Genomic DNA, 26,456 nt, shown 5'->3' with positions numbered 1-26,456 from the left:
GGTCATGGCATAGTGGCCGACGTGAACGGGCTACTGATCGGGAGATCCGCTGAGCTGGGCGGCCTCGTTCGCGTGCTAGAAAGCGCCACCGAGGGAAGGGCGGGCGTGGCGCTCGTCGGCGGCGACGCGGGCATCGGCAAGACCCGCCTGGCCACCGAGCTGCTCGCGGAGGCGAGGAAGCGCGGCTTCCAGGTCATGGTCGGGCAGTGCGCCGAGCTCGGCGACGCCCTGCCGTACCTTCCGCTGGCCGACGCGCTGCGCGACTCCGAGCTCGCCGCCGCCGTCGCGGCGCGGCCGATCCTCGGCAGCCTGCTCGGCGACGGCAGCGCCGCGGCGACGTCCTCGGGGCTGACCCAGCAGCGACTGTTCGGGTCGCTGCTCGGCCTGCTGGCCGACATCCAGCCCGTGGTCTTCGTGATCGAGGATCTCCACTGGGCCGACCGCTCCACCCGCGACCTGCTCGTCTTCCTCAGCCGCATGCTGCAGTCCGAGCGGGTCTGCGTCGTGGGCACCTACCGCACCGACGACCTCCACCGCCGCCATCCCCTCCGTCCCGTGCTGGCCGAGCTCAAGCGCCTGCCCGTGGTCACCTCGGTGGAGTTGCGTCCGCTCAGCCCGCACGAGATGTCCGACTACGTCGCCTCACTCGGCGACACCGACGCCCGCGAGCTGGGCGAGATCGTCACCCGCGCCGACGGCAACCCCTTCTACGCCGAGGAGCTCTTCGCCGCCGTGGCCGAGGGCGACACCCTGCCCGACGGCCTGGCCAGCCTGCTGATGTCCCGCGTAGAGGTGCTCTCGGAGCCTGGCCAGCGCGTGCTGCGCGCCGCGGCCGTGGCGGGGCGCCGCGTCGAGGACTCCCTGCTGCGCGAGGTCTCCGGCCTGCCCGTGGGCGAGTTCGAGGAGGCCGTCCGCGAGATCGTCTCCCGCGGCCTGCTCCTCGTCGACGGCTACGGCTACGCCTTCCGCCACGCGCTCCTGCAGGAGGCCGTCTACACCGACCTGCTGCCGGGCGAGCGCACCCGCCTCCACGCCGCCTTCGCCGCCAGGCTCACCTCACCCGCCGAGCTCGCCCACCACCACCTCGCAGGCCACGACCTCGTGGGAGCCCTCACCGCCTCTGCCGAGGCGGGCAGGATCGCCGAGCGCCTGGGCGCGCCCGCCGAGGCGCACCGCCACTACGACCAGGTCCTCGAGCTGTGGGAGCGGGTCGACGACGCCGAGCGCCTCGCGGGCGAGACCCGCGTCGCCATCGCCATGCGCAGCGCCCTCACCGCCGCCGACAGTGGCGACAACCACGGCGCCATCGTCCGCCTGCGCGCCGTCCCGCCCTCCGCCGAGGCCTACGAGCGCCTGGCCAACTACCTGTGGGAGATGTACCAGCCCGACGAGGCGATCGCCACCGCCGAGTCGGCCGTCTCCATGGCCACCGAGCCCGCCGTCCTGGCCCGCGCCCTGGCCACCCTCGCCCGCTGCCTGGCCTGGACCCACCGCCACGCCGAGGTCGAGCCCATGGGCCTGCGCGCCCTGGAGGCCGCCCGCTCCGCCGGGGCGGTCGACGCCGAGGCCAGCGCCCTGGTCACCCTCGCCTCCGCCGCCGAGCTGCGCGGCGACTGGTCGCGCGCCGAAGAGCTGTTCGCCACGGCCGCCGCCCGCCCCTCGGGCCATCTCGCGATCGACCTGCGCGCCCAGTTCAACCTCACTCGCGTCCACTACGACCTCGGCCGCCTCGAAGAAGCCGCCGAAGTCGCCGACCGCGGCATCGCCCTGGCCGCCGAGACGGGCCTCAGCTGGAGCACCTACGGCACCGACCTGCGATTCATGCGCTTCCTCATCCACTACGTCTCAGGCGAATGGGACGCCGCCGAGGCCATGGCGGCCCGCTTCCCCATCCGCGTCGGCACCATCCCCGAGTCCGTCCTCTCGTCCTTCGCCCTGTTCATCGAGGTCGCCCGCGGACGGCCCGGCGTGGGCGAGCGGCTGACCTGGCTCCAGCCGTTCTGGAGCGACGCCCTCGTCACCTACATGTCACGCGGCCTGGCCGCCGAGCACGCCCTGTGGAACGGCGACCCCGCCACCGCCCTCGAACACGTCGAGGCCGTCCTCGACATGCTCGAGCCCAACGACGCCGGCACCCTGCGCATCGCAGGAACAGGGCTGTGGGCCATGGCCGAACTCGGCGTCACCGACGGCGCCGACGACCTGATCGCCAGGGCCCGCTACGCCGCGGTCCACGGACCCGACGGCGAACGCGGTGAGATGGGCCTCGAAGGCAGGGCCTGGCGCCTGCGCGCCGAGGCCGAATGGGCACGCGCGCACGGGCGGTCCGACCCTGGCCAGTGGAGGGAGGTCGTCTCGGCCTTCTCCTACGGGTTCGTCTACGAGGTGGCCAGGTCGCGGTGGCGGCTGTCGGAGGCGCTGCTGGCGGCCGGTGACCGTACCGGCGCGCAGGAGGAGTGGACGCTGGCCAAGGAGAGCGCGGAGCAACTGGGCGCCACGCCGTTCATCGCGGCGCTGGCGGAGTTCGGACGCAGGGCGCGCTTCACCGGCGCCGCGTCCACCGGCGGGCTGACCGCCCGCGAGGTCGAGGTTCTGGCACTGGTGGCGGAGGGGCTGGGCAACCGCGAGATCGGCGAGCGGCTGTTCATCGCGCAGAAGACGGTGAGCGTGCACGTCTCCAACATCCTGGGCAAGCTCGACGCCTCCACCCGCACGCAGGCAGCCGCCATCGCCCGCCGTAGGGGTCTGCTTCCCTGACGCCTGTCTCAGGCCCTGGCCGTCGCGGCCAGTTCCCGCACCACCTGGATGAGCTCGGCGGGATCGAACGGCTTGGTGAGGTAGGCGTCCACACCGATGCCGAACCCGCGCCGCTTGTCGTCCTCCTGCGCCCTTGCGGTGATCAGGACCACCTTGATGTGCGTGGTCCCCTCCTCGGTGCGCAGCCTCGACGCGGTCTCCCAGCCGTCGAGCCTCGGCATCATCACGTCGAGGGTGATGACGTCGGGCCGCACGTCCAGAACCCGGTCGAGACAGTCCTGCCCATCGGTCGCCGTCGCCACCTCGAACCCCTCCAGGGTGAGATTGACCGCGATGAGCTGCCGAATGACCTCGTCGTCGTCTACTACCAGTACCCTGCCCAGATCCTCGCCCACGGCCGCAAAGCTAACCCTTGGAAGGGGGGTCACGTGCGGTTTTCGATGGATGTGTGCCAGGAGGTTTATCGTGGTGACGAGTGGTGGCCGGATACTGGTAACGTTGTCACTCGTTGAGCCCCCTTAGCTCAGGGGATAGAGCACCGGCCTCCGGAGCCGGGTGCGTAGGTTCGAATCCTACAGGGGGCACACCCGATCTACCTTGTGAAGTGCGCGCTGACCTGCAGAGATGCAGGTCTTTTGCGTTTCTGGGGTGTGCCACTGGATGCGGCCGATGGCAAGCGTATGCCCATGATCACGCACCAGCCGCTTATCGATCTTGGCCGCGATTTGGTGGCCGTAGAGCAGCACGTGCCTCAGCGGTGCCGTGCTCGGCGTGGAGCCAGCGCAGATGGGTGCGGCTCCCATTGAGGGACTGGATTGATCAAGCGGCCGGTGCGTCTTGTGGGTGAGATCGGATAGCCTGACCGGCGCATATCTCCGGAAAGGCTGCATGGTGGACGACTGGACTCTCTTCGAAGGCCCGTTTGACAGCGATGAGGCGTCCGATGCCATCGCCGATCTCGAAGAGCAGGAGGATGTCGCTGCCGCGATGGCGGAGGCACTTACCGAGTTCCTAAAAGACAGCCAGGAGTACGCAGAGGAAGGCTACGTCGAATCGTCGTTGGCGATCAGTTGCCTGATCGCTGCTCGGATCTCGGGCATCGCGCCGGACGAGGTCGCCCATCACTGGCTCGACCGTAACCGGTTCACCGTCGATGACGATCTGCGCGATCTGGCTGCTGCCGCGTTCGCCCTGGCCACCCGGTCCCAGAAGAACTACCTCGCCGAATGTTACGACCCCGAGCCCTGGAGAGAGTTCATCGCTCACCTCGAGCCCTACCGCAAGGCTCTGCACAGCGAGCGCCAAGACCTGCCGGAGCCTTTCGTCCCGGACTACTCCGACCCACAGCGACCATGGCTGCAGGTCTACTGGAGCCATGAACGCGGCAGCCTGCCCCGCGATAGCGCCTACCAGCGCAGATCAGACCACCTTGCCCAGGCCGTCAACGAATCCCGCCAATGGCGGGCCTGGTGGCAGCGCTCGGGCCTGCAAGAACTGATCCTCTTTGGACATCTCGGGCCGGGTCCGCGCACCGAGCAAACTTCCCGAGGACGAACGACAGCCGAGGCCTGGTTCGGTTTCGACCACACCCACGATCTCGGCGACGCCACACCAGAGCAGGTCGTGTCCGACCTGCGCACCGGCCTGTCCCGCAGCGCCGATTACCTTCGGCTTGGTCCGCTACCCGAGCTCAGCGACCTCGAGGTCTAGCACCTGACGAAAGAATCGGCCGATAGGGTGCCGGCTCCTGGTTCGGGTCTGTCCAGTTCTTCTTACAGCCCCTGGCTCGGTGTGGTCGCGCGGCGTCCCACCATGATCGCCGGTAGGCGGGGCGAATGCGGGCCTATGGCATGATCGCCTCCCATGAGCTGGATAGTGACGATGGCGGGTGTGGTAGGGCTGGCGGCCGTGCCAGCTTCTGCCCAGGCCGCGGCGGCCGTCGATGTGGTCGCGGCGGTGCAGCGGCTGCAGGCCCAGAGTCAGTCGGTGAAGGTCGTGCAGCACACCGCGGCTGACTGGCCGTACGATCCCCGGTTCGGCGAGATGCCGCGCGGCGCGTGCCGTGGCGGCAGCAGTGACCCCCGGCTGACGGGGGTGGTGCGGCTGGGCCAGGGCGGGGTGGTCACCGCCGACGTGACGCGGTCGATGCCACTCGGCAAGTGCCACCTGCAGTTCCTGCGGGAGGACGCCGCGGGTGGTGACCGCCGGGCGGCCGACCTCGCTAAAGTCGGCTCGGCGGCCCACAAGGTACGCGGCGTCGGCGGCGTGCTGTACGGCGCGGGGCCAGCCTACGGAGGGAAGTCGTGGGTGCGGCTCGGCAGCGCCCCCGGTGGCGCGGCACTGTACGGCGACCAGATCATCGACGTCTTCGACCTCGGCACGCTCAAAGCTTTGGTCGCCTCGGCGTCCAGCAGCAAGCCGGGCCCGAGCATCCACGACGCCGACAACCGTGCCGTCAAGACCTGGGGTTACCGCGGCACGACCACGTTCGGGCAGCTGTTCAAGGTGTCGAAGCCGTTCAAGCAGATGCTTGGCGGGCGGCTGAACCCCAAGTACAGCCGGATCACCCTCCACTGGGGGATCTCGACCGACCTGTCCGGCAGGCCCGTCATCGTGCAGGCGATCTGGCGGCCGGGCGAGGGTTATCCGATGCAGTCGGTGGCGGTGGCCACCCGGTTCAGCTGGAACGTCAAGGCCACCGACATCAAGGCTCCGCGTGCCGGTGGGACGGCGCGGGACCCGTACGGGGACGACGTCATCGACGTCTTCAGGACCTGACCGGCGGACCCCTCAGGAGCGATCGCAATCCGAGCGGGTCAGAAGGGCGAGGAGGTGGGTCCGTTGGCGGCCAGGGCCTCATGCCGCTCTCCTGCCGGTCGATGATGTACAAGGCGTGGCCGATCCGGGCGCTCAGCTCCCGCAACTGACCGGTGGGTTCACCTCGGCGCCCTCGGCCAGCCGGGCGGTAGCGTAGGATTTCGCCGCCTCGTGGACGAACGCGCACGGCAGCCCGGTGTGCCAGCCCAGCGCCGTGACCACCGCGATGTCGCCCATCTCCAGGCCGACCAGCACCTCGGTCCCATCGGGGACTACAGAGGTTGAAAGGTTCAGGCGCCGCGGCGTGCCGTGCCTTTCTCCTGATCGGTGACTATGCCGGTGGGACGCGGTATCCGGATGGTCTGTAGCGACACGACCCACGTCATGCAGCCCGACCCTCTCTCACAGCTGTCCGCGCCAGAAAGTGAGTGACAGCGTCCGATGAGAACTCTTTCCGCGTCTGATGTGCGCGTGCCGCCTACGACGTCTTGCACACATAGGGTGGTCGCTGGCGGAGCTATGGCTCGCCGGCCGTCGTGGGCTAACGCCACCCACACGCTGGGCAGCGCGCCAGGCAAGCCTGTGACTTACTCAATAACACGGATCAGCTTCGTATGCGGCGGTACGGAAACCAGCCTATGAGGCAGATCACGAAGCATCTCGACCAGAGTGGCTTCTTCTTCACTCGTCGCGAAGATGATTTGTGCACCCGCAACTCCGTCGACTGAGGCACGCGTAAGCAGAGCAGCAAAGCTGACTCTGTTCGTTTCCTGCTGGCGAGGCTCGTCAAATATCAACAAACGAGGGTGGCTCGTGTCATATCTTAAACTTGTCTCCAAAAGGGCGATCAGATACGCCCAGATCACCCGAATCATGTCACTAGCCGACAAATCGAACCCCAAGTCGAAGCCCTCATGTACTGGCCGATATGTATCTCTCGCTATCTCAATCGAGTCAGGCGAGACGGAATTGAAGCCGTACTTCTGCAGTTGATCCACCAGGACGGACTCAAGAAAAGTCACCTTTTCGGCATCCAACGGCGATGATGCTCTTTCTGCAACGGCTCGCAGGCTTTGCCTATTGGCCCGCCATGCAGTAGCCCGAAGTTCTAGCTCGGAAGCTGTGTGGAAAAGTTCCTCCTCGGCGCGTCGGAGGCTCTCTATCCTTTCTGATATCTGAAGCCTTTCCGCGACTACTGCCACCGAAGGCGTCGCGTCAGGAGATGTAAGGCTGTCCTTTATCGCTCGAATGCGGCGGCGAAGTTCTGTGCTTTCAGATCGTGATCGGCGGAGCTTGGCCTGTTGCACTTCCAAAATACGCTGCTGATCTTCAGAAATGGCTCGAAAGGTTCGGAGTTGTTGCTCAATATGCGCAATGTTCTCATCCGGAGTCATGGGATGGACGGTCACTTCAAAACCGTCCGGCAGATGTTGTTGGCAAGTTGGGCAATTGGAGTCGCCACTAATCAGTTCCGCATGCCGCGACCCGAGGCTACGAAGTACCACAGCGTCTTTGTGTCTCTGGAGACTGTGGCCAAGTCCGATAAAAGGGGCAAGTGGAGCGATGCAGACCTTCATAACAACGGCATCGGTCGAACACTTGGACTGCGTTTCGTGGACTCCGGGGGCGCTGACAAGCCCTGGGGCCCCTATGATATGGGTCGGTATGTCGCTAGGTATCAGGGCACGACAAAGGAGTTGACATGGGTGTGTACGGACGGCAAAAAAGTACGGCACTGTTGAGGAAATAGCATCGGGGCGCGGGCGGTTAAACTGCCTGCGCCCGTATCTCGACGTGAGATTTTTTCATCTGCGCTGAGAAACACTGGAGTTCATGTAGGTATGCTCAACACTTGCAAATCCGCCAAGCTAAGGCGATGGACTGCAATATTCCTGGCTGCACTCATCGGTGCGTGCAGCTCATGTGGGCGTGCGGATACTTCATTGCCCAGCGACACTCAATGGTTGCTCGCCGTACAGGACCAGTCTCTCGTGTACGGCGGCGGCTCCTATTTGTTGTCTAGTGATGGGTCCGCCCGAGAGGAGCTAGATGACTGCGGCGTGGATTCCGGGTCTGCGGAACCGCTTCTCAGTGGCGAAGGGCGGGCCCTATTGCTTCTCGGGTGTAGCAATACCGACGGCTATGGAGAGTTTGTCACCAAGGCTTTTGTGAATAGCAGGACAGTGACGACTGATATTGATGTATCTCACGCCACATGGATAGATCAAGAGCGCGTACTTTTTGCCGATGAGCGCGGAATTCTCCGGATTGTCAATTTCTCAAACGAAAAACCAAGTGCCTTCGTGATTGGCGACCTCGGGCGCCCTGTCAAGGCGATCGACTTCGATGCAGGCGAGAGTCGACTTGCTATCCTGCAAAGCAATGACGACAAGGCTGCATCTAGTACGATCAAACTAGTGGACTTGAAGGGTAAAGTTCTCAAGGAAATAAATATTTCGGAGAACGTGTCCACAATATTCTGGCACGGCAATAGCTGGATTGAGGCGGAAGTGCAGCACGAGTGGCTGACTGTGGACGTGGGATCGGGAAAAGTCGCAAACCGGCGCGACAGGCGGGGATGCAGCATGGTTGCTGCGACAGCAGACAGCTATGTCTCCTGGTGTCCGCAGAACGGAGAATTGGTTCAGCACAGGGATGGCGGCACAAAGAAGAAGATCACTACAATTCCCGGCGATAATCTCGATAACTATTTTATCAGCGTCGCCGAAGCTGTCCTCGGCCGCTCATAGGCGGAGCCTCAGCGGGCGCGAGAGGACACCGGGAACAGAGGATGGCCGCACGACCCGCTAATCGGCTCGAGCCGAAGGTCGGGCAGCTCGGCGTGGGGCCCGTCTCGGCCTCGCTCCGGGCGGCGCCCCGCGCTCAGTCTCGACCCCTGCCGGTGTTCTACTCGGGCCGCTTTCTGGCGAACTTGAATCAGTTGGTCGCACTCCTGCTCCTGCTCGTAGTCGGCGGCGGACGACGGCGAGCTCACCCCGCCATGCGGAAGATGCCAAACATATGCGACTGGCGCAGGCAGGTCTTCGGTATGAGGCGTTGCGGCCAGTCATCAGCCGTGAAGACGCGAACGGCGTGAGGGATGGAGCATGATCACGTACTGTCTCCGTACCAATAGCAGTTCGTACAGCTAGTTTCGCCTGGTCGACGCCATGATTGTGGCCGGTCTCCGGAGCCGGGTGCGTAGGTTCGAATCCTACAGGGGGCACCCTCGACCAGCCAGGCCAGACATCGTCTGACCTGGCTTCTTGCTTCTCTCGGCGAGTATGCGATCTTGCCGTCTGATGACAGCTCAAGACGCCCGATGTCATTCGCTGCGGGCAGGACGCGGGCAGAGATCATCAATGCGCCCATGTCATCCTGGCGAGCCAGTCCCGGCTGCATACTCAACGCCGAATATTCTCCTTCGGCCGATACTCCCGCGAGACGGGCGCTCGCGCTCATGCCGATAAGGCAGGCTCTCGGCAGCTGTCAGCGAGTGATCCCTGCTGAAATCCTTCGATCATTGGTGTCCGCTCGTGAAAGTGAGCCGCTGGAGGTCGACGGCCCCGATGGTCAGCCAAGATTTCAGCTCGGAAGGAGTTACCGATCCGCTATGGAGATCCTCCATGATTGCCCTGCTTCACGGATGGTCGATCAGCAGCGGGGGCTAGAAGGTGATGAGGCGGCGTTCAACGATACTTCTGGCTTCTCTGGCGCTAGCGTCGCTGACGCTGGCCGGCGACGCTGAACGACAGGGCATGAACTGCACGATGGAGCCTCTCAGTGACGCACAGATCGCTGCCATAGAGCAGGACTTACTCGACTCATGGAACGAGAAGTACCCTTCAGCGCGGCCAGAGCCAACCCCCACGTTGATCCCTAACGGCGGTTACAGCGCTGATATCAAAACTGGTCTAAGAGCTCCGATCGGCATCGAGCGCGTAGAGCCGCCAGGCTGTCCCGAGCTCAACGGTCAGTGATCCACTGCCATGCCGTGGCAGGCGAACCAGCCTGCCTGGTGATATGGGAAGCGCCCGCTCTCCTTTGGGGAGGGCGGGCGCTCTTTTCATGTCTGAGGTCAGCAGTTCTTGTAGTCGGCCCGCCAGAAGGTCAACATATAGGGTTGGATCTTGTGCAAGCCCTCACACCGGGAGATCCCGGACAACTTGGCGAGTATCGGTTGACGGGTGTGCTGGGCCGGGGTGGCCAGGGCACTGTCTATCTCGGACAGGGGCCTACTGGGCAGCAGGTGGCGGTTAAGGCCTTACATATTGAGGCGCTGGCTGATGACAACGCGCGCCAGCGGTTTCTGCAGGAGGCCGAGTCGGCGCGACGGGTGGCTCCGTTCTGTACGGCGCGGGTGTTGGATGTCGGGATCGCGGATGAGCGGCCGTACATCGTCAGTGAGCACATTCCGGGGCCTTCGCTGGATGAGCTGGTCCGGAAGGAGGGGCCGCGGTCGGGGAGTGGGTTGGAGCGGCTTGCCGTGACGACGTTGACCGCGTTGGCGGCGATTCATCGGGCTGGGATCGTGCATCGGGACTTCAAGCCGAGCAATGTGATCTTGGGTCCCGAGGGGCCGGTGGTGATCGATTTCGGGATCGCTCGGGCGTTGGATCGTAGTGCCACGCACAGCGTTATGGGGACTCCTGCGTTCATGGCGCCGGAGCAGTTCGAGGGGAGTTCGCCCACTTCGGCGATGGACATGTTCAGCTGGGCCACGACGATGATCTACGCGGCCAGTGGGCAACAGGCGTTTCGTGGGGATACTTTTCCGGCGGTTATGCATGCGATTATGACTCGGGAGCCGGATCTGTCCGCTGTGCCCGATGAACTGCGGCCGATGCTGGCTGCCTGTCTGGCCAAGAACCCCGCGTCCCGACCTAGTGCCGCTAACCTGCTGCGGCGGACTACCGGGGAGGAGCTTCCGGCTGCGTTGGCCGAACAGCCCACCCTGGTGTCAGGGCCACCGCCCGCGACCCTGCTTCTGCCCGACTCCGACCAGCACACCGTTCGTCCCGCCGTGGCCGTGCATGGGGTCGGGGCCCACTGGGGTCCGCCTGGCCATTCCGGGGGGCAGCAGCCAGGCTGGGGTTCTGGTGGGCAGCAGGCCGGCTGGGGTCAGCCCATGCCTGGAGCCCAGCAGCCGGGTTGGGGGGCACCGCCTATGCACCCGCACGCTCGCCCAGCCAAGCCGAAGACGGGAGTGCCACAGGCGACCACCGCGCTAGTCCTGACCATCTTGTCCGGTTTCTTCATCCTGATCCTGACCATCATCGTCCTCATCTGGGGCAGGAAGGAGCTGCGGGAGATCATGCAGGCGGTGTGGGTGGTCAGCGACGTCACTCTGGTAGCAGCATTGGTCGCCCTCGCCGTCGCCCTCCGGCGAACAAGCCTCGCCGCCACCATCACCATCCTGCCGACAGCTCTCGTGAGCGTGACGGTGTCGATCACCATGGTGGCTGGATTCAACCAGCAGGCAGTGATCGCCGTCTCCGCAGTCCAGGGGCTGCTGGTCGTGCTCACGGCATTGCTGGCCTGGCGAGCGGGCTGGGTCCCCGCGGTGCTGGGCACCTTGACCGGGCTAGTCTCAACGGCGACGTATGTGCTCTGGTTCGCGATAGAAAACCGCGGTGTCAGCTGGACCGACATTACCCATTGGGACGCCATCAGCGCACTGGGCTACGCGCTGTGGCACGTCGCCCTCGCAGTGAGCTTGCTCGTGCGTGCCGTACGGGCTAGGAAAGGACCTTCACCGGCAGGCGGCGCTGCCTGATCGCGGTGCGGACCGCGCTCGCAAGCTGCGCATGCCCGCCCAACATCGTCGTGTCGCACGTCATTCCAACTGCCGCCACAAAATCTCGACAGAATCCGGGTCAAACCGTCGACCCCGCCCAACCGGATGCACCACCACGGCAGAAATCGACTCCCGAACCAATGCCCGTTTACGCTCAATCGGCAGCGTCTCCCATTCCTCCACCACCTCCACGCTCATCTCCTCCCGCTTCACCACCTGAGCAGAATGGCGACGCCGATCAGCCATCAACACGTCGCGTTCCTCCTCCAACGGCCCCAGCAGCGCAATCAGCGATCTCGGCGAGATCTCGTTGTTCCTCCGCGCCTGCATGTAGGTAGCGATCTCCTCATCGATCTCCGCCAGACGCGCTTCCCCCCGTCCACGCGGACGCAACGTTCTGGAACGCACCACCAAGATGCCGTCGATGCTCGGCGAGGAGCGCGGCTGTCACCATCTCATCGATCAACGGCCCCACCCGCGCCACCCCGCCGCAGCCCCCCGAAGTCCTGATGTATTGGTAGCGGCACCGGTCAAACGAGCAATGATCGAAACCTGTGGATCTGACGGGAAGGGGTGTCATTCCCGAATCTGATCAAGGTTTCGAGACAAGGCCGACGCGGCAACGTCGGTCGGAAGGCACACCCGTGTCGCTCACCGTAGTACCCGAGCTGCCCGCTGACGACAACGCCTCGGGGTCATCCTCGTCGCTGATCGACCAGATCGTCCGTGAGGGCGCCCGCAAGATGCTCGCCGCCGCCCTGCAGGCCGAGGTGGACGCCTACATCGTCGCCTTCGCCGGCGAGCGCGACGAGGCCGGTCGCCGCCTGGTCGTACGCAACGGCTACCACCAGCCGCGCGAGATCCTCACCGCGGCTGGCGCTATCCCGGCAGTCTCACGCCGACCACTCCTCACGCCATCCGGGCCTGCCGGTAGGAGGGACGATCCGCAGCGTCCGGAACGGGTAGCGGTCGCCGCCGCACTCACGGCACTGACGCGGAAGGCGACCGGACGGTGCGTTCGGTATGGCGGGCGGCCCCTACCTCGTACCCCCACCGGGCCGCGATCGGGTGACAGGTAGCCGCTACCCGGACGCTACTACCTCGCCGGCCGTGACCTGAGGAGGGTTCGGAAGCAGGGAGGCAAGATTCTCCCGCACGAAGTCCGCAGCTCTTTTGGTGGATTCTTCGGCCCCAGCTTGATCTTCGAAGACGCTGGTGGAAACCATCACCCCATCCCCGGCATCGACCCAGTAGTAAGCCACGAACCCGGGTACCTGGCCGAGGAGCGGCACGAACCCCTCACCCACTCGGCGCGCCGCCTCGGCGGGATCGGTTACCCCTTCGTATCGCCGTACCGTTGCGTACATTGCTGATCCCCCTCCCTGGGCCCAAGAGGCCCATGTGGGGCGACATACCCCCGCCATTCGTCCTCAGAGACCAAGGGTCTGCAAACGCATGCTCGGGATCACATGGCTGTGGGCGTGACGTGGTTACACTCCGGGTGCCAGCCGCGGCGGCGGAGGCGGGCTCGCGCTTTACGCCTCGAGCGCGGGGATGACCACGACGACCGTGTTGATGCCAGTGGCCGGGGCGAACGAGCCAGCGGGAAGCGGCTCGAACTCGCCGCCGTGTTACTCGCACCTGGCATGTGCCCGAGAAGGCGCAGGGTCCCGAGGCGATGCTGCGGGAAGTGGTCACCTACCACCCGACCCGCTTCCGACTGGTCAACCGCTCGCCGGTCGAGATGTTGTTCGATGACGGGTGCCGGCGCCTCGGCGAGGTGGATGCCGAGCAACTCGGGCCGTACGGGTGGGAGGTGCACGCCTAACGCGGCCGCGATGGTGGCCAGCTCGTCACGGAGGATGACCGTGTCGGCGGTCTCCAGGGCCAGGTCAGACCCGGCCCTGCCCATGGCGATGCCGGTGTGGGCGGCGGCCAGCGCGGGGGCGTCGTTGACGCCGTCGCCTACCACCGGCACCCGACGTCCGGCCTGCTCCACTTCCCGCACGGCCGCCACCTTGTCCTGCGGGAGCAGGCCGGCGCGCACGGCGAGGATGCCGACCTGGTCGGCCAGGCGCGCGCACGGGTTGTCCCCGGTCAGCAGCACGGGGGCGCTGCTGCTCAGGGCGGTGAGGGAGGTGATGGTGGCGGCGGCGTCCGGGCGCAGCCGGTCGGCGATGGCCTGGAGTAGAGGCGAAACCCTCTGCGGCGGCCAGGCTCAGGCCGCGTTCGCGAGCGGCATCGACGGTGGCTCTGGCCAGAGGGTGTTCGCTGGGGTGCTCGGCGGCTGCGGCCAAGACCAGCAGGGCGACCTCGTCCAGATCTGAGCAGGCCAAGGGGTGGATGTCGGTCAGCCGCGGAGTGCCCTCGGCCAGGGTGCCGGTCTTGTCCAGGGCGACCGCGTCGACCTGCCCGAGGCGTTCCATCACCACGGCGGACTTGACCAGCACGCCGTGGCGTCCGGCGTTGGCCATCGCCGACAGCAGCGGCGGCATGGTGGCCAGCACCATCGCGCACGGCGAGGCGACGATCATGATGCGCGCCCGTCGGCTTGTCCCCGTGCGATCGAAGAGCTTGATCCTCGCATGGCCAAGTGGGGCGCTATGCCTGATCAACTTCCCGGCAAGTCGGGATGAACTGGCGTTTTGTAGCGGCCGAGCATTCGCAAGGGATGTTACGTTCTGCAACTGATCATGTTCCCTGTGTGTGCTGCCTGGCTGTTGCCACGTCGGTTGACGTGGCTCGTACTGCTGCTCGGATTCCTGTTCGTGGCGCATCTCTGGGCGCACGCCGTGGCCTCGCAACATGAGGTGGCCGGTTCGATCGCGGCATCTACCTGGTGCGAGCAGGTCTCCGAGCACCATGATCACCATCACGATCACGAACAGATCCACGGAGACACGTTCGCCCTGCCCTCGCTTGATTGTCAGGCGGTCAAGTCGCCGGTCCAACGAGTGATCGCGTACGCCGATCTCAGCGCACCGGTGATCCGGCCACCGCCCAGGCCACCTGAACACCTCTATGGCAGCGATCACCAGAGCCGGTCCGTCCGGACGCACTCGCTCGAAGTCCGCCGACCCTGACGCACGCCTGTTTCAGGCGTCCATGTCGGTAGATCCGCAAGAGAGTGTGTCTCATCATGTCTTCGTTTTCCATGCTCGCCTGCTTGGTGGGCAGCACCCCCGTGTGCTGGGTCGGGGAACCGTTCGTTTCCGGAGGTCAAGGCTTCTGGGCGAAGCTGGAGGGAGCCAATCCGGGAGGGATGAAGGACCGGGCGGCCCTCCACATCGTGCAGCAGGCCAGAAACCGGGGTGACCTTGTCGATGGGGCGAGGCTCATCGAATCCACGTCTGGAACCTTCGGCCTCGGGTTGGCGCTGGCCGGGATCGTCTACGACCATCCGGTCACGGTAGTGACCGATCCAGGCATGGAGAAGCTCGTCCATCGGCTGCTCGTCGCCTATGGCGCACAGATCGAGATCGTCACCCACCCTCACACGTCGGGTGGCTGGCAGCGCGCGCGGCTCGATCGCGTCACCGAGCTGCTGACGCGCGAACCGAACGCGTACTGCCCGGAGCAGTACGACAATCCCGACAACGTCGACGCCTACGCGAGTCTCGGCCGGGAGCTGGTCGAGCAACTCGCGATCGTCGACGTGCTGGTCTGTAGCGTGGGAACCGGCGGCCACTCGGCAGGAGTCGCCAGAGAGGTACGCCGCCACAACCCGGCGATGCGCCTGATCGGCGTGGACGCCGTCGGCTCCACGATCTTCGGCCAACCGGCGCGGCCACGACTCATGCGCGGACTCGGCAGCAGCATCCGCCCTCGCAATGTGGCCTACGAGGAGTTCGACGAGGTGCACTGGGTGGCGCCGCACGAGGCCGTCTGGGCCTGCAGGACCCTGGCCGCCACCCACTACGTGACCGGGGGATGGAGCGTCGGAGCCGTCACCGTCGTGGCCTCGTGGCTTGCCCGCACGCTCCCGCCAGGGACGCAGATCGCCGCGGTCTTTCCCGACGGGCCCGCTCGTTACCACACCACGATCTACGACGACTCGTACTGCCTCGAACACGACCTGCTCGGCCGTCCGCCCGCGTCCGAGCCGGAGGAGATCAAGCATCCCGACGAGGGCGAGGCCCTGTGCTGGACCCGCATGGTGATGCGCTGATGTGGCGGCGACTGCGCAGTTTCGACCGCAGCGTGCAGCTGCTCATGGCGAACCAGCTGGCCATCAACACCGGCTTCTACATGCTCATGCCGTACCTGGCAGGTCATCTGTCCGGCGGGCTCGGCATGGCGGCCTGGACGGTCGGGCTCGTGCTCGGCGTGCGCAACCTCAGCCAACAGGGACTCTTCCTGCTGGGTGGCACGCTCGCCGATCGGCTCGGGTACCGGCAGGTCATCATCGCCGGTTGCCTGCTGCGGACAGCCGGCTTCGCCCTGCTCGGGTTCGTCGACGCGTTGCCCGCGCTCATCGTGGCGTCTGCCATGACGGGCTTCGCCGGAGCGTTGTTCAATCCCGCGGTGCGCGCCTACGTGGCGCATGACGCGGGGGAGCGGCGGGTGGAGGCGTTCGCGCTGTTCAACGTCTTCTATCAGGCGGGCATCCTGCTCGGTCCACTGATCGGGCTGGCACTCGTGGCCGTCGACTTCCGACTGGTGTGCGCGGTCGCCGCGGCGGTGTTCGCGATGCTCACGGTGCTGCAGCTCTTCGCGCTGCCCCCGTGCCGGGTCGAGACCAGCACGTCCGGGATCCTTGCCGACTGGCGGTCCGTCGTCACGAACCGGCCGTTCGTGCTGTTCGCCTTCGCGATGGCGGGGTCCTACGTGCTGTCCTTCCAGGTCTACCTCGCCCTGCCTCTGGAGCTGGGCAGTGCGGGCGGGGTCGGGCTGATCTTCATGGTGTCTGCTCTCGTCGCCATCGCGGGCCAGTTGCGCATCACCGACTGGGCGCGCCGTCGCTGGACCGGCGAACAGGCGATCACGCGAGGGCTCGCGCTCATGGGGCTCGCGTTCGTTCCCTTGCTCGTGTACGGCTCGGCGGCGCCGAGCACACGCCTGGCCGCGGTGCTGGTGTGCACGGCGCTGCTGGCACTGGGGACGGCGCTGACATACCCGTTCGAGATGGACACCGTGGTCACCCTGTCGGACGATCGCCTGGTCGCCACCCACTACGGGCTCTACAACACGATCGCGGGCATCGCGATAGCCGTCGGAAACGTGGTGATCGGGCGGTTGCTCGATGTCGGCTGGGCGGTCCCTTGGCTGGTCCTGACGGTGGTCGGGTTGGCGAGCGCCCTGGCCGTACGGCTTGTGTCGGTCAGCAGGTCCCGGCCTGCGGAACGTCCTGCCCGTACTCCGTCAGCACGCACAGAGTCTTGAACGACATCTTCCAGACGTCGTCCTGAAGGACCACTGTTCCGCGACCACGGGGCAGCACCGTGGTGCTGTTGCGGAACAGCGAGAACGTGACCTTGGCATCGGTCGCGGACGTGAAGGTCACGTCCGCGACCCGGCTGATCACCCTGCCGGTGCGCTCGTCTTCGGCGAAGGCGCGCACCATGAGCTCGTTCAGCTCTCCGTCCTGGACGAGCTTCACCTTGTCCTGCACCTTGAGGTCCTGGCTGAAGAACCGCTGCCAGTTCTCCTTGATCTCCTTCTCCGCCTGGGCGGGGTCGGCGGGCGCCGGCTTGCAGGCGTGGGCGTAGTGGGAGCCGTGGTCGAGGCGGTCACGGATGCCGTGGGGCTCGGGGAGGGGGTGGTTGTGGCAGTGACGTCGGGAGCCTGGCCGGCTTGTGGCTGGGGGTCGGCCGTACAGGCCGCGCAGAGCAGGACGAGTGTGCTCGCCACCAGCAGGGGGATCCGGGATGCCACGCGCTCACCTCCCAGGAACCTGTACCTCAGCCTATCGACGGCACAGGGACGTGCACAGACCGAGCGCAGCGCACAGGGCCAGGATGCGCGGCATGGGCCGGCGCAGCACAAAGGTCATGACGAGCGCGATCACGGTGATCCCGAGCGCGACCAGATTGACCGAGTGCAGCACCGGGAGCTGCACGGCGAAGGGGCCGGCCTCTCCGCGGAGACGGTGCTGAACAGCGTGTGTTCGGCGAAGTAGAGCGCCAGGTTGGCGATGACGCCGACCACCGCGGCGGTGATGTCTGTGAGCGCGGCGCTGATCGCCGCGTTGTGCCGCAGCCGTTCGACGTACGGCGCGCCGAGGAGGATGAACAGGAAGCACGGCACGAAGGTGACCCATGTGGTCAGCAGGGCCCCGAGCAGCGCGCCCGCCCACGGCGTGAGGACGCCGGGGTCACGGTAGGCGCCGAGGAAGGCGACGAACTGGACACCATGATCAGCGGTCCTGGGGTGCTCTCCGCCAGGGCGAGCCCGCGGACCATCTCGGTCGGTGACAGCCAGGCGTAGGTCTCCACCGCACGTTGGGCGACGAAGGCGAGCACGGCGTAGGCGCCACCGAAGGTGATGAGCGCGGTGCCAGAGAAGAACAGACCGGTGAGCATGGCGACGGCGGCCACCGGCAGCCACCAGACGGCCACCGCGTCCAGGTCCATGGGCAGCGGAGCGTGTACGGCAGGAGGGCACGCTCCGCTGCCAACTACAGCGACGCTCACGCCTCGGTCACCACGACGTCCTCGCTCTTGACGAACATGACGCGGTGGCCGAACTGGATCTGGTGGTACTTCTGGGTTCCGCGGACCACGCGATGCAGCGTGGTGTCGAAGGTCGTCGCCTTGTAGAACTCGCCGGTCGTGGTCAGGCCGACCGTATACGACTGTCCGGCAGGGAACGTGTACTGCAGCGGGATCAGCGGCTGCACCTCCACGTCCGCCGGGTACGCCGCCGGTTCCGGGTACGCGCGGCCGTACACGGGAACCGACGTCAGGCCCGGCCGGGGCGTCGCGATCAGGGTACGGCTGGGTACGGCCACGGGATCGGAACCCGGGTTGTGGAACCATGCCTTCTGGCCCAGGTACCAGATGGCCGTCCAGTCGCCCCGTCGCTCGGCGACAACGTAGCGCTGGCCGGTGACGGCGCGGGCGGAGTGATCGTACACGCTGAAGGTGGACTCACCCGTCGGGTGCTTGCCGATGTCCTTCACGAGGGGCGACTCCTCGCGCGGCTCGGTGTGCAGCCAGACCGAGGCCGACCCGTGCGGTGGGCAGGTGGCGTCAGGGTGGTCTTCGTCGCAGCCGATGTAGTGCGGACGGTTGCGGTCGTAGTCGGGCAGGATCATGACCGTGGCCGTGCCGGAATCGCCGTCGGGGCGCAGGGGGGCACCCATCAGGTCGAAGAAGTGGGCCCAGTCCCAGTACGGGCCCGGGTCCTCGTGCATCTTCTCCACCTTGGCCGGCACCAAGCCGGGCACGTTGTCATGGCCGATGACATGGGCGCGGTCCAGCGGGACGCCGAACCTGTCGGCCAGGTAACGCACCAGCTTGGCGGACGTGCGGTACATCGCCTCGGTGTACCAGGTGCCGCCGGCGGCGAGGAAGCCCTCGTGCTCCAGGCCGATCGCCTTGGTGTTGACGTACCAGTTGCCGGCGTGCCAGGCCACGTCCTTGGTGAGCACATGCTGGGCGAGGTGACCGTCGCGCGAGCGCAGCGTGTAGTGCCAGCTCATCTCCGACGGGTCCTGTACGAGGTCGAGCGTCTTGTCGTACAGCTCCTCGGTGTCGTGGATGACGATGTACTGGATCGTCTGGGTGGTGGGGCGGTCGGCGACGTCGTGGTTGCCGTACTTGCCCTCTGGCAGTCTCCTGTAGAGCGCCGGGATCCATTCGCAGCAGATCGAGTCGGGGCACTCCACGGCGTCGGCGCCAGCCAGGTGGGGCAGGTCCAGCCGGGTCAGCCAGGAGCGGGACGGGTGCACCTCGGGAGAAGGCGACAGGGTCACCTCCACACCGGTGTCGGTCATTCGGGTGGCGCCCTCGTGGATGACGTCGTACACCATGTCGGCGAAGTCCGCCGCGATCTCCTCGGCCGAAGCGCCCGAGTAGCGCGCCACCGCGCCGTACCAGTCGGCGGGGTCGGCGCTCGGCGGGGCGCCCAGGGCCTGCTGGTAGTCGGCGAGCAGCGCCGCGCCGCCGTCGATGTTGGCCGCCGGGTCCTTACGCAGGCGCTCGAGGCTCTCCCCGGTCAGTTCGGCGGCACGCTCCAGGGTGTGCAGGGACGCGGGAAAGCGGTTTTGCCACTCCGTCGGCTCGGTGGGATGCAGCGGGGGGCGGGAGTCGTCGCCGCGCGGGTCCTCGCCCTCGTCGATGTGGTGGTGCCGCGACTTGCTCAGCGCGACGCCGTCGGTCAGGTGCATGGGGCCGAATCCGGCGGCCGTGCTGGGCCTGCCACCGTTGCAGTCCCAGCGCGACTCCATGTAGGACACGGCGAGCAGGATGCTCTCGGGTACGCCGTGTCTCTTCGCGGCCTGCGCGAACGCTTTCGGCATCGTGGTCATCACAACCACCTCCACCTGCACCGTCGCATGGACGCCTTCTCCACCGGAGGCGAAATGGCATGATTTTCCGCTCTCTTGTGGCAACGCGAAGAGATCCTTCGCGGATGCGATTGCGCGCCTGTCGCCGGGAGTCACACATGCGATTCCAGACGGCCGCGACGAGCGCGCCGTCCCCTCACGTACGTGGTAAATCGCTCAGGGGCCAACTGTTGCCGGAGGCTTTTCACGGGCGCAGGTTTCAAGCCTTGCGAGCCCGTTGCGGGCCAGGCCCCAGGCTTGCAATCTTGATCGTGGAGAGGCCTCCGGAGCCGGGCGCGCAGGTTCGAATCCTGCAGGGGGTATATTCGCAGGTCAGAGGCATCTGACCTGGCTTTTTGTTTGATCGAATGCCCGCGCGATCTTCCCATTCAGGACACGTGGAGACGCCATACGACGGGATGTGCGATCCGTTCGCAGTTCATGATCGTCTGATCTTTTGACGGGCGTGATCCATGCGGTCGATCCATACGTCGTCGTAGCCGAACATGCATCGGTGGTGGATCCGTCGCACGACTTCGACGCTGTGCCCAGCCCGCTCGGCGACTGTGCCGCCGGGACACCGGCGCCCCGTGACGCCCGCGTGACGCAGGTCGTAGTGCCTGACCATCAGGGGCGAGGCCGGCTGCTCGGGAGTGAGTGCGAGCGCTCGTGTCTTGGCCCACAGGCGGGAGTAGGCGGACTTGGGGACGGGCTTGCCGCTTTTCGGAGCGAAACAGGCGGCCGTCGAGGTGGTGCCCCGATCCCTCTAGATATTTTTTAGACATCTAGAGGGATCCACTCTTCTATGCGGTGATAGCCGTCTCGCTACTAGTGGGCCTATTTGAACGACTATGTCGCTCCGTCAGCTGGAGAAAGCGCATAGGACGCTGAACTCCACATCGAAAGCCAGGTTGCTGTCGTTCGCGAATCCGAAGCTCCAACTTGTAGGGGTTTCCCGGCGAGAAGAGAATATTCTGGCTTGCGGGGAGTTCGTCACGAGCCAACTGCCCGAGACCGCCACCTTGCCGGCCGGGCACTGGACGGTGAAGCCTCTGATGGCTCCCGCCGGGATCGACTCTGTCTGCCTGGGAGTGACTTCCAAACCGGATAGGCCCGCCGGGCCTCTGGGGCCCGGCGCCCCTGGCGTTCCCGGGGCCCCTGGCGTTCCCGGCGTTCCTGGCGTTCCTCTATCCCCCTGAGGGCCTCTGTCGCCCTTGTCGCCCTTGTCGCCCTTCGGTCCTCGCGCGCCCGGCGGGCAGTGGGTGCAGCCATGGTGGTGGCGGCGGTGCCTACTGCAGCAGGGCCCTCCGCGAAGGAGGAGCTGTTCGTGCAGCCCGGCTGCTTGTGTCCGTCCTGCGGCGACGTCGGCTGACGCCTGGTGCGATGAGGCCAGAACGAGCCCCGCCATGGAGGTGATAACCGCCAGCACCAGGGTTAGCGTTCGAGCGAAGGGCCTATATATGCCCCTTTGAGAAGCCATCGAATTGTCCTACATTCTCTCTGTGAATACCGCGATAGTGCGGCATGCGACAGATACCCATAGCGCAGTTTTAGGATGTTGATCTCCTAGTAAACAAACGTTATGGAGTTGAGCGTCATGCTCGACATCGCTCACAGAACGGCTTCGGCCGTTGGGTGGAGAGGTCGCCAGCCGACGGGGTGGCCGCAGTCGGTCCTGGCCTCCGGAGCACCAGATGCGTGAACACCAGCTACAGCATCGCCGCCCGGGCCTCGGTCCCCAGCCCTCTGCCCTGGTGCCGACGGGTGATCCACGATTCGGTCTCGACCGTCCGTACGGTCGCGAAGTCAGCCGCCCACATGTTCTGCAGGCCAAGGTACGTGCCACCAGACGCCGGCTCGTGATGGCCGGCGCTTCCTGAAGGCCTTGTGCTCCGAAATCAGTGCCAGGGGTACACACCGGGGCGACACACTTGTCAGCGTGACCGAACCGGAGATGACCGCAGACGATGTCCAGGGGCTGCTGGCCCTGATGGACAGCTTGGGCGTCCGCGCATGGCTGGACGGCGGTTGGGCGGTGGACGCGTGTCTCGGTTCCCAGACACGGCCGCATGCCGATCTGGACGTCGTCGTACAGGAGCACGATGTGCCGGCGGTCACCGTCGCTCTGCGAGAGCGCGGATACCGGCCGGTTCCCCGTGACGACACCAGAGCGTGGAACTTCGTGTTCGGCGATGACGAGGGGCACCAGATCGACTTCCACGTCATCGCCCTCGACGAGGACGGCCATGGTGTCTATGGCCCGCCCGAGAACGGCGAGAGCTATCCGGCGCCGGCCCTGGCCGGCGTCGGCCGGATCGGCGGCCGCGATGTGGCCTGCATCAGTCCGGAATGGCTGGTCAGGTTCCATACGGGTTATGCCGTCGACGCCGAGGACTGGGCCGATGTCTCAGCACTGTGCGAGAGGTTCGGCATTCCCATCCCTGACGACTATCAGCGGTTCCGGTAGCGGCGCGGGGCGTGGCCGAGTGCGCCTACTCGACCCGGGTTCGGCCTGGCCCTGACTCGCCCAAGACCGGCGGGCCACTGCGCCGCGCCTTCCTGGGGAAGGTGGCGCCAGGCGCGTCTGCGGGCGTAGAGCGCGATTCCCGCCAGAACCAGGGGCCTCCGTGATGAGCGGAGCAACTGCACTGAGATCGGCTCGCTGTTGAGCGCGCGGAGAAGATGGGCTCTGGCTCACTTTCGATGATCTCGGTGACAGAGCGTGGTTCCGTTAGATGTAGCGCAGGACGCGAGCCCGGAGAAGGTCGAAGTCGGCGCGGAGCGACGAACTATGTAGTTGACCATTACGGAGGCCGTAAATGACACCCTTTGTCGTGGAACCGCCGTTGGCCCGCCCGAACCGATCCGGGCGGCTGAAGGGCCTCGGGCTGGTCGTTCTTGGCATCGCGTTGGGTGTGGCGCTGTCCGTCGCGGCGCAGTGGCCGCAGCCCGAGGTGGTATACCGCAGCGATCAGCCAGCCACGGTGGCGTACGTCGACGATTCCAAGCATCTGCTGGCCTTGGTTCGCCAGAGTGCCCTTCTCGGGGAGTCACACCAGATCGTCGTCGGCCGGGATCCCAGCTCTTCCTACGGCCACCGGGTGGACATCGAAACGTCCGCCGACTCTGTGAAGACGACCGAGTGGACGACCGCCGGGGTGCGGGTGCTTTTCGACACCGGGCACGAGCTGTTCATCCCTGCCAGGTACTTCATCGGCGGCCGGTGACCTGGGCTGGGCGAACGCTCAGCGATGCGTGACACCTGCGACCAGGTCGAAGCTGCGTTCCCACATGCGGTCGACTGAGATCCCTCTGCCACGCGAGGCGCGGAGGCCGGCCGGGGCCCTCGCCAACGAGGTGGGCCGAGCCGTCAAAGGGCGCCGGGACCAGGTGGTGCCGGCGACGAAGTTCGGCGGCACCTCCTCCACCGGCCGTGGAGGGCAGCTGGACAGCAGCCGCATCGCCGTCACCCCTGGTATGCGCCGCCGGCAGGGCCGAGTTGCCTGAAGGCGTTGCTGCAGTACACCGAGGAGGACGGCGCCGAAGCTCACTGTCAGTCAGGCGGGCACTGGCTGGGCCACGTACCTGCCTCACTTGTCATGGGCAATCAGCGCAACACGGTCGCGCGAGCCAGGCGGCACAGGTCGGCCGGGCGTAGGCCGTCGGAGCGGCGCCAGAGCACGGGGGCGATGCTGTCAGCCTGCCGTACGTGCTCGGTCGCCCTGAGGCCGTGCTGAACGAGGAGGGCGGACAGGTCGTCTGGGGCGAGAAAGGTCAGCCAGGGCTCGCCGCGCTCAGCGGCGGCGGGGAGGGCGAAGTCCGCGAACGCGGCGCCCCGCTCGTCGCGGAACGCGGACGGCAGGGCGTACTCCATCACCAGCTCCGTGCCTGGGGCGAAGCGACCTACGGTGGACAGGGTGGCGGCGACCGCGTCCCGTGTGAGGTACATGGAGACGCCGAGCCAGCTCACCAGGGCCGGTTTGGACGGATCGAACCCGGCGGCGCGCAGGCTGGCCATCAGGTCGTCGGTCTCGAGGTCCACGGGGGCGAAGGCCAGGCCGCGCGAGGGCGTGACGCCTGCGGCCGCGAACAGGTCGCGCTTCCACCGCTGGGTGGCGGGATGGTCGACCTCGAAGATCTTGACCTGCGGGCCGGGACGGCAGGCGAAGGTGTCGAGTCCCGCGCCGAGCACCACGTACTGTTCCAGCCCGTCGCGGGCCAGCTCGGCGAGGCGGCGCTCGGTGTAGTGACTGCGGGCCGTCACCTGGGCTCGGGTGCCCGACAGGACGACGTGGTCGCCGTGGGACCGGTGGTAGCCGATGAACTGCTCGGCGAGCTCGCCGAGCAGAGAGGCGGCCACGGTGTCACGGAAGATGAAGGGCTCTTGGTCCACCACGAGGTGGGCCGCACGGGAGGCTGCCGTGATGAGCGCGGTCTGGCTGGGCTGCGCTGCGTGCATATGTCGCCGTTCCTTTTTCTGGTGCTTGGAACGACGATGCTAAATGCCTATTCATAATGCCCGCGCTTATCATAGCGTATGAAGATTAATTTCGAGTCACTCGCTAATAAATGCACTATTACAGTCGGCTTAATCGACCGGAGACGTCGCGTCCGGGACGAGGTCGGGCTGAGCGTGCTGCACGTTGTGGTCCGGCGTGGCCGCGATCGCCGGCCGCCCGCGCCTCTGGTCGGTACGGAAGCGCCGGCCGTGCCGGCTGGTGCCGGACCGTGCGATGTTCGCCGATCCGCTTGTCGTCCGTTCGGCCCGCGCCTCGGGCCCCTGCGGCTTCGATGGGACGCCATCAGGCATGATGACTGCAAGTCAGGATTCGCGTGCGAAGAGTGAGGCGTTTCGATGGGCGATGAGGTGCAGGCCAGGTCCGTGATGCTCACCAGCGACTGGATGGCCGTGATCAGGTCCAGGGAGCGCGCTCAGGCGGACGCCTACCTGGACGATCCCTGCGCCGCCGCCTTCGTCACCTCGGAGTCCGAGGCGAGCTATGACGAGATCCGCAGCAAGGGGCTGCCGTCGGAGGTGGTGCCGATCAGAGGGCGGCTCGGCGATCTGACGCTGCTCGACTCAGGCGTACGGCAGGCCGTGTGCCTGGGCTCGGGCACCGATTCCCGCGCCTACCGGCTGCCACTCGACCAGGGCTTCAGCTACTACGAAGTCGACCTGCCAGGCCAGCTCGCCGGCAAGGCGGAGCTGCTCGGCGCGGCCGGGTTCACCGCCAGATGCCGGGTCGAGGTCGTGGAGGCGGACCTGCGCGAGGACGGCTGGACGGTCGCGCTGCTCGCCGCGGGCTTCGACCCCGAGCAGCCGGTGCACTGGATCGCGGAGGGTCTGTTCTACTACCTCACGAAGCCGCAGGGGCGGGCGCTGGCCGAGGCCATGACCGTGCTGTCGGCGCCGGGCTCGTGGCTGACGTTCGACGGGCCGCACGACCGGTTCCTCACCGATCCCGCCCGGCAGGACTTCCTGCGGGAGATGAGCGAGCGCGGCTCGCCGTTCGTCGGCTCGTTCCGCGATCCGGTGGAGTGGCTGGGGCCGTACGGCTGGTCGGCGCAGGCGGCGCTGCACGGCGACATCGCCGAGGGCCGCTGCGACTGGCTGCCGCCGCTGCCCGAGCGTTTGGTGACCACCATCCAGGACGTCTGGTTCGTCCGCGCCCGCCAGGCCTGACGGTATTCGTGTCGGGACCAGGTCGCCCCCTGAGCTACTTCTTGCGCCCGCGTAGACCTGGCTCGCTGGCGGCGGCGTGATCGTGTGCTTCATCGGGAACGGACGGGACAAGATGTCGCCCATTCGCGAGGCCGGCGCGAGTGTTCTGAGCTTCCTGCGCAGGCAGAGCGTCCTGCTGACCGGGTCGCCGCTCTGGTGTCGTCGTTACGGCAGCGACGTCGCCGTCTCGAGGTGCCGAGCCACTGTGAGCAGATCCCGAGTGCGGAAGTAGTCCGTGCTGTTGTCGTTCCACCGCACAGGCTTCAGACGGGTCGCGAGTTGGTCGATGCAGCTGATCAGGAGCCGGCGTTGGACGAGTGTCAGATGACCGTCCGCGTCGAGACAGGCCTGCACGCACTCCGCCAGACTCTGCGAAGTCGGGTCATCGTCATCGATCAGGGCGGCGAGTCGTCGTCGGTGCCAAAAGCGTACGGCGTGGAGCGCCGCCTGCCGGCGGGCACCGTACCAGTGTGCGGGAGTGTTCGGATTGGCGTCGGTGGGGTGCGGGGATCGCCGGCCCCGTTTCTTCGCGTGTCTGCGGGCGGCTGCGTACGTGCGAAGTTCTGCTTGCCAGGCGGCGCGGCTGGCCTCGAGCGTGCTGAGGGCCCGCAGCAGGGCGGCCTCATCCGTTCGGAACCGCCCGGCCTCAGCCTCCAGGAAGCTCAGCGTCGCCTTGAAACCGATCGGCCGGTAGAGCTGTACGCATGAGCGAAGCGAGGATACCCGATGCCGGTACGGCAAGGTCGTGTCGCGCACCTTACGGGCGAAGTTGCCAAAACTCATCTGGCAGTCCGGCGCTGAACATGCACCTCACCCGCCGGGTGGCCTCCGCCGAGCCGCTCCCTCGGATGATGATCAGGCTGCAGGACGGCGTC

At 66.4% G+C, this 26,456-nt stretch carries 23 protein-coding genes, 2 tRNA genes and 3 pseudogenes; 16 read left to right on the top strand and 12 right to left on the bottom strand.

What is annotated here, in order from left to right; all coding sequences use genetic code 11:
* Positions 1 to 21 precede the first annotated feature (21 nt).
* Positions 22 to 2,757, top strand: coding sequence for a helix-turn-helix transcriptional regulator (locus ABFX55_RS29045; protein WP_346125928.1), 2,736 nt, complete (start codon positions 22 to 24; stop codon positions 2,755 to 2,757).
* An 8-nt stretch (positions 2,758 to 2,765) separates the two neighbouring features.
* Here ABFX55_RS29045 and ABFX55_RS29040 read toward each other — a convergent pair whose 3' ends face one another.
* Positions 2,766 to 3,152 carry a response regulator transcription factor gene (locus ABFX55_RS29040; protein WP_312895617.1) on the bottom strand — a complete coding sequence of 129 codons (387 nt, stop codon included), beginning with the start codon at positions 3,150 to 3,152 and terminating at the stop codon, positions 2,766 to 2,768.
* A 117-nt stretch (positions 3,153 to 3,269) separates the two neighbouring features.
* Here ABFX55_RS29040 and ABFX55_RS29035 point away from each other — a divergent pair.
* The 3 genes from ABFX55_RS29035 to ABFX55_RS29025 all read left to right on the top strand — a co-directional run bounded on the left by ABFX55_RS29035 (position 3,270) and on the right by ABFX55_RS29025 (position 5,535).
* A tRNA-Arg gene (locus tag ABFX55_RS29035) sits at positions 3,270 to 3,341 on the top strand.
* A gap of 304 nt (positions 3,342 to 3,645) precedes the next feature.
* Positions 3,646 to 4,467 (top strand): DUF4259 domain-containing protein, encoded by an 822-nt coding sequence (locus tag ABFX55_RS29030; protein ID WP_346125927.1) that lies wholly within the window; start codon positions 3,646 to 3,648, stop codon positions 4,465 to 4,467.
* A gap of 153 nt (positions 4,468 to 4,620) precedes the next feature.
* A complete protein-coding gene (locus ABFX55_RS29025) occupies positions 4,621 to 5,535 on the top strand; it encodes a hypothetical protein (protein ID WP_346125926.1) in 915 nt (304 codons plus the stop codon).
* A gap of 132 nt (positions 5,536 to 5,667) precedes the next feature.
* Here ABFX55_RS29025 and ABFX55_RS29020 read toward each other — a convergent pair whose 3' ends face one another.
* Positions 5,668 to 5,829 (bottom strand): hypothetical protein, encoded by a 162-nt coding sequence (locus ABFX55_RS29020; protein ID WP_346125925.1) that lies wholly within the window; start codon positions 5,827 to 5,829, stop codon positions 5,668 to 5,670.
* Between the two features lie 332 nt (positions 5,830 to 6,161).
* On the bottom strand, positions 6,162 to 6,983 hold the full coding sequence (locus ABFX55_RS29015) for a hypothetical protein (protein ID WP_346125924.1): 822 nt from the start codon (positions 6,981 to 6,983) through the stop codon (positions 6,162 to 6,164).
* A gap of 555 nt (positions 6,984 to 7,538) precedes the next feature.
* Here ABFX55_RS29015 and ABFX55_RS29010 point away from each other — a divergent pair.
* The 3 genes from ABFX55_RS29010 (at position 7,539) to ABFX55_RS29000 (ending at position 11,350) form a co-directional block, all read left to right on the top strand.
* The gene (locus tag ABFX55_RS29010; RefSeq protein WP_346125923.1) at positions 7,539 to 8,324 is read left to right on the top strand and encodes a hypothetical protein; all 786 of its coding nucleotides are present in this window, start codon (positions 7,539 to 7,541) and stop codon (positions 8,322 to 8,324) included.
* Between the two features lie 417 nt (positions 8,325 to 8,741).
* Positions 8,742 to 8,800, top strand: a tRNA-Ser gene (locus ABFX55_RS29005).
* Between the two features lie 906 nt (positions 8,801 to 9,706).
* Positions 9,707 to 11,350, top strand: coding sequence for a protein kinase domain-containing protein (locus ABFX55_RS29000; protein ID WP_346131290.1), 1,644 nt, complete (start codon positions 9,707 to 9,709; stop codon positions 11,348 to 11,350).
* 60 nt (positions 11,351 to 11,410) lie between these two features.
* Here the strand turns inward: ABFX55_RS29000 and ABFX55_RS28995 are convergent, their stop codons facing one another.
* Positions 11,411 to 11,785, bottom strand: coding sequence for a hypothetical protein (locus ABFX55_RS28995; RefSeq protein ID WP_346125922.1), 375 nt, complete (start codon positions 11,783 to 11,785; stop codon positions 11,411 to 11,413).
* 254 nt (positions 11,786 to 12,039) lie between these two features.
* On the opposite strand from ABFX55_RS28995, the pseudogene ABFX55_RS28990 reads away from it, so the two are divergent.
* Positions 12,040 to 12,255: pseudogene (locus tag ABFX55_RS28990) on the top strand (IS256-like element IS6120 family transposase); the annotation flags it as partial.
* A gap of 581 nt (positions 12,256 to 12,836) precedes the next feature.
* On the opposite strand, the gene ABFX55_RS28985 reads toward ABFX55_RS28990, so the two are convergent.
* Positions 12,837 to 13,496, bottom strand: a complete 660-nt coding sequence (locus ABFX55_RS28985; RefSeq protein WP_346131288.1) for an HAD family hydrolase — start codon at positions 13,494 to 13,496, stop codon at positions 12,837 to 12,839.
* On the opposite strand from ABFX55_RS28985, the gene ABFX55_RS28980 reads away from it, so the two are divergent.
* On the top strand, positions 13,459 to 13,698 hold the full coding sequence (locus tag ABFX55_RS28980; protein ID WP_346131502.1) for a hypothetical protein: 240 nt from the start codon (positions 13,459 to 13,461) through the stop codon (positions 13,696 to 13,698). The genes ABFX55_RS28985 and ABFX55_RS28980 overlap by 38 nt on opposite strands.
* On the opposite strand, the pseudogene ABFX55_RS28975 reads toward ABFX55_RS28980, so the two are convergent.
* Positions 13,627 to 13,797, bottom strand: a pseudogene (locus ABFX55_RS28975) (HAD family hydrolase); the annotation flags it as partial. The gene ABFX55_RS28980 and the pseudogene ABFX55_RS28975 overlap by 72 nt on opposite strands.
* Before the next feature lie 13 nt (positions 13,798 to 13,810).
* On the opposite strand from ABFX55_RS28975, the gene ABFX55_RS28970 reads away from it, so the two are divergent.
* The 4 genes from ABFX55_RS28970 to ABFX55_RS28955 are packed head-to-tail and all read left to right on the top strand — an operon-like array spanning position 13,811 to position 16,753.
* On the top strand, positions 13,811 to 14,062 hold the full coding sequence (locus ABFX55_RS28970) for a hypothetical protein (RefSeq protein WP_346131500.1): 252 nt from the start codon (positions 13,811 to 13,813) through the stop codon (positions 14,060 to 14,062).
* Between the two features lie 41 nt (positions 14,063 to 14,103).
* Positions 14,104 to 14,454: a hypothetical protein gene (locus ABFX55_RS28965; protein ID WP_346131499.1), complete on the top strand. Its 351-nt coding sequence runs from the start codon at positions 14,104 to 14,106 to the stop codon at positions 14,452 to 14,454.
* Between the two features lie 56 nt (positions 14,455 to 14,510).
* Positions 14,511 to 15,539 carry a PLP-dependent cysteine synthase family protein gene (locus ABFX55_RS28960; RefSeq protein ID WP_346125921.1) on the top strand — a complete coding sequence of 343 codons (1,029 nt, stop codon included), beginning with the start codon at positions 14,511 to 14,513 and terminating at the stop codon, positions 15,537 to 15,539.
* Positions 15,539 to 16,753 carry an MDR family MFS transporter gene (locus ABFX55_RS28955; protein WP_346125920.1) on the top strand — a complete coding sequence of 405 codons (1,215 nt, stop codon included), beginning with the start codon at positions 15,539 to 15,541 and terminating at the stop codon, positions 16,751 to 16,753. The genes ABFX55_RS28960 and ABFX55_RS28955 overlap by 1 nt, the downstream gene beginning before the upstream one ends.
* Here ABFX55_RS28955 and ABFX55_RS28950 read toward each other — a convergent pair.
* The 4 genes and pseudogenes from ABFX55_RS28950 to ABFX55_RS28935 form a co-directional block, all read right to left on the bottom strand.
* Positions 16,692 to 17,024: an MTB12 C-terminal domain-containing protein gene (locus ABFX55_RS28950; protein ID WP_487047409.1), complete on the bottom strand. Its 333-nt coding sequence runs from the start codon at positions 17,022 to 17,024 to the stop codon at positions 16,692 to 16,694. The genes ABFX55_RS28955 and ABFX55_RS28950 overlap by 62 nt on opposite strands.
* A gap of 350 nt (positions 17,025 to 17,374) precedes the next feature.
* Entirely contained in the window at positions 17,375 to 17,791 is a 417-nt protein-coding gene (locus ABFX55_RS28945) for a chromate transporter (protein ID WP_346131286.1), read from the bottom strand.
* Positions 17,740 to 17,892, bottom strand: a pseudogene (locus tag ABFX55_RS28940) (chromate transporter); the annotation flags it as partial. The gene ABFX55_RS28945 and the pseudogene ABFX55_RS28940, both read right to left, overlap by 52 nt.
* Positions 17,893 to 17,999: 107 nt before the next feature.
* Positions 18,000 to 19,841: an N-acetylmuramoyl-L-alanine amidase gene (locus ABFX55_RS28935; protein ID WP_346125918.1), complete on the bottom strand. Its 1,842-nt coding sequence runs from the start codon at positions 19,839 to 19,841 to the stop codon at positions 18,000 to 18,002.
* A 1,957-nt stretch (positions 19,842 to 21,798) separates the two neighbouring features.
* Between ABFX55_RS28935 and ABFX55_RS28930 the strand changes: the two genes are divergently transcribed.
* Together ABFX55_RS28930 and ABFX55_RS28925 are read left to right on the top strand one after the other, a co-directional pair.
* Positions 21,799 to 22,326 (top strand): nucleotidyltransferase domain-containing protein, encoded by a 528-nt coding sequence (locus ABFX55_RS28930; RefSeq protein ID WP_346125917.1) that lies wholly within the window; start codon positions 21,799 to 21,801, stop codon positions 22,324 to 22,326.
* Positions 22,327 to 22,678: 352 nt separating this feature from the next.
* Positions 22,679 to 23,086 carry a hypothetical protein gene (locus ABFX55_RS28925; protein WP_346125916.1) on the top strand — a complete coding sequence of 136 codons (408 nt, stop codon included), beginning with the start codon at positions 22,679 to 22,681 and terminating at the stop codon, positions 23,084 to 23,086.
* A gap of 380 nt (positions 23,087 to 23,466) precedes the next feature.
* Here ABFX55_RS28925 and ABFX55_RS28920 read toward each other — a convergent pair whose 3' ends face one another.
* The gene (locus ABFX55_RS28920) at positions 23,467 to 24,318 is read right to left on the bottom strand and encodes a class I SAM-dependent methyltransferase (protein WP_346125915.1); all 852 of its coding nucleotides are present in this window, start codon (positions 24,316 to 24,318) and stop codon (positions 23,467 to 23,469) included.
* A gap of 396 nt (positions 24,319 to 24,714) precedes the next feature.
* Here ABFX55_RS28920 and ABFX55_RS28915 point away from each other — a divergent pair, with 396 nt between their 5' ends.
* A complete protein-coding gene (locus ABFX55_RS28915) occupies positions 24,715 to 25,542 on the top strand; it encodes a class I SAM-dependent methyltransferase (RefSeq protein WP_346125914.1) in 828 nt (275 codons plus the stop codon).
* A gap of 204 nt (positions 25,543 to 25,746) precedes the next feature.
* Here the strand turns inward: ABFX55_RS28915 and ABFX55_RS28910 are convergent, their stop codons facing one another.
* Positions 25,747 to 26,364, bottom strand: coding sequence for a hypothetical protein (locus tag ABFX55_RS28910; RefSeq protein WP_346125913.1), 618 nt, complete (start codon positions 26,362 to 26,364; stop codon positions 25,747 to 25,749).
* Positions 26,365 to 26,456: the final 92 nt, after the last annotated feature.

Origin of the sequence: Nonomuraea roseola (assembly GCF_039535395.1) — a bacterium.
In the GTDB taxonomy this organism is placed as follows: Bacteria; Actinomycetota; Actinomycetes; order Streptosporangiales; family Streptosporangiaceae; genus Nonomuraea; species Nonomuraea roseola.
This window is presented reverse-complemented; position numbering and strand designations above follow the sequence as displayed.

What these genes read in the sequence shown, in the direction of transcription:
- ABFX55_RS29030 (WP_346125927.1), top strand. Translation starts at nt 3,646, where the DNA reads ATGGTGGACGACTGGACTCTCTTCGAAGGCCCGTTTGACAGCGATGAG.
- ABFX55_RS29025 (WP_346125926.1), top strand. Translation starts at nt 4,621, where the DNA reads ATGAGCTGGATAGTGACGATGGCGGGTGTGGTAGGGCTGGCGGCCGTG.
- ABFX55_RS28960 (WP_346125921.1), top strand. Translation starts at nt 14,511, where the DNA reads ATGTCTTCGTTTTCCATGCTCGCCTGCTTGGTGGGCAGCACCCCCGTG.
- ABFX55_RS28955 (WP_346125920.1), top strand. Translation starts at nt 15,539, where the DNA reads ATGTGGCGGCGACTGCGCAGTTTCGACCGCAGCGTGCAGCTGCTCATG.
- ABFX55_RS28935 (WP_346125918.1), bottom strand. Translation starts at nt 19,841, where the DNA reads ATGACCACGATGCCGAAAGCGTTCGCGCAGGCCGCGAAGAGACACGGC.
- ABFX55_RS28925 (WP_346125916.1), top strand. Translation starts at nt 22,679, where the DNA reads ATGACACCCTTTGTCGTGGAACCGCCGTTGGCCCGCCCGAACCGATCC.
- ABFX55_RS28920 (WP_346125915.1), bottom strand. Translation starts at nt 24,318, where the DNA reads ATGCACGCAGCGCAGCCCAGCCAGACCGCGCTCATCACGGCAGCCTCC.
- ABFX55_RS28915 (WP_346125914.1), top strand. Translation starts at nt 24,715, where the DNA reads ATGGGCGATGAGGTGCAGGCCAGGTCCGTGATGCTCACCAGCGACTGG.
- ABFX55_RS28910 (WP_346125913.1), bottom strand. Translation starts at nt 26,364, where the DNA reads ATGAGTTTTGGCAACTTCGCCCGTAAGGTGCGCGACACGACCTTGCCG.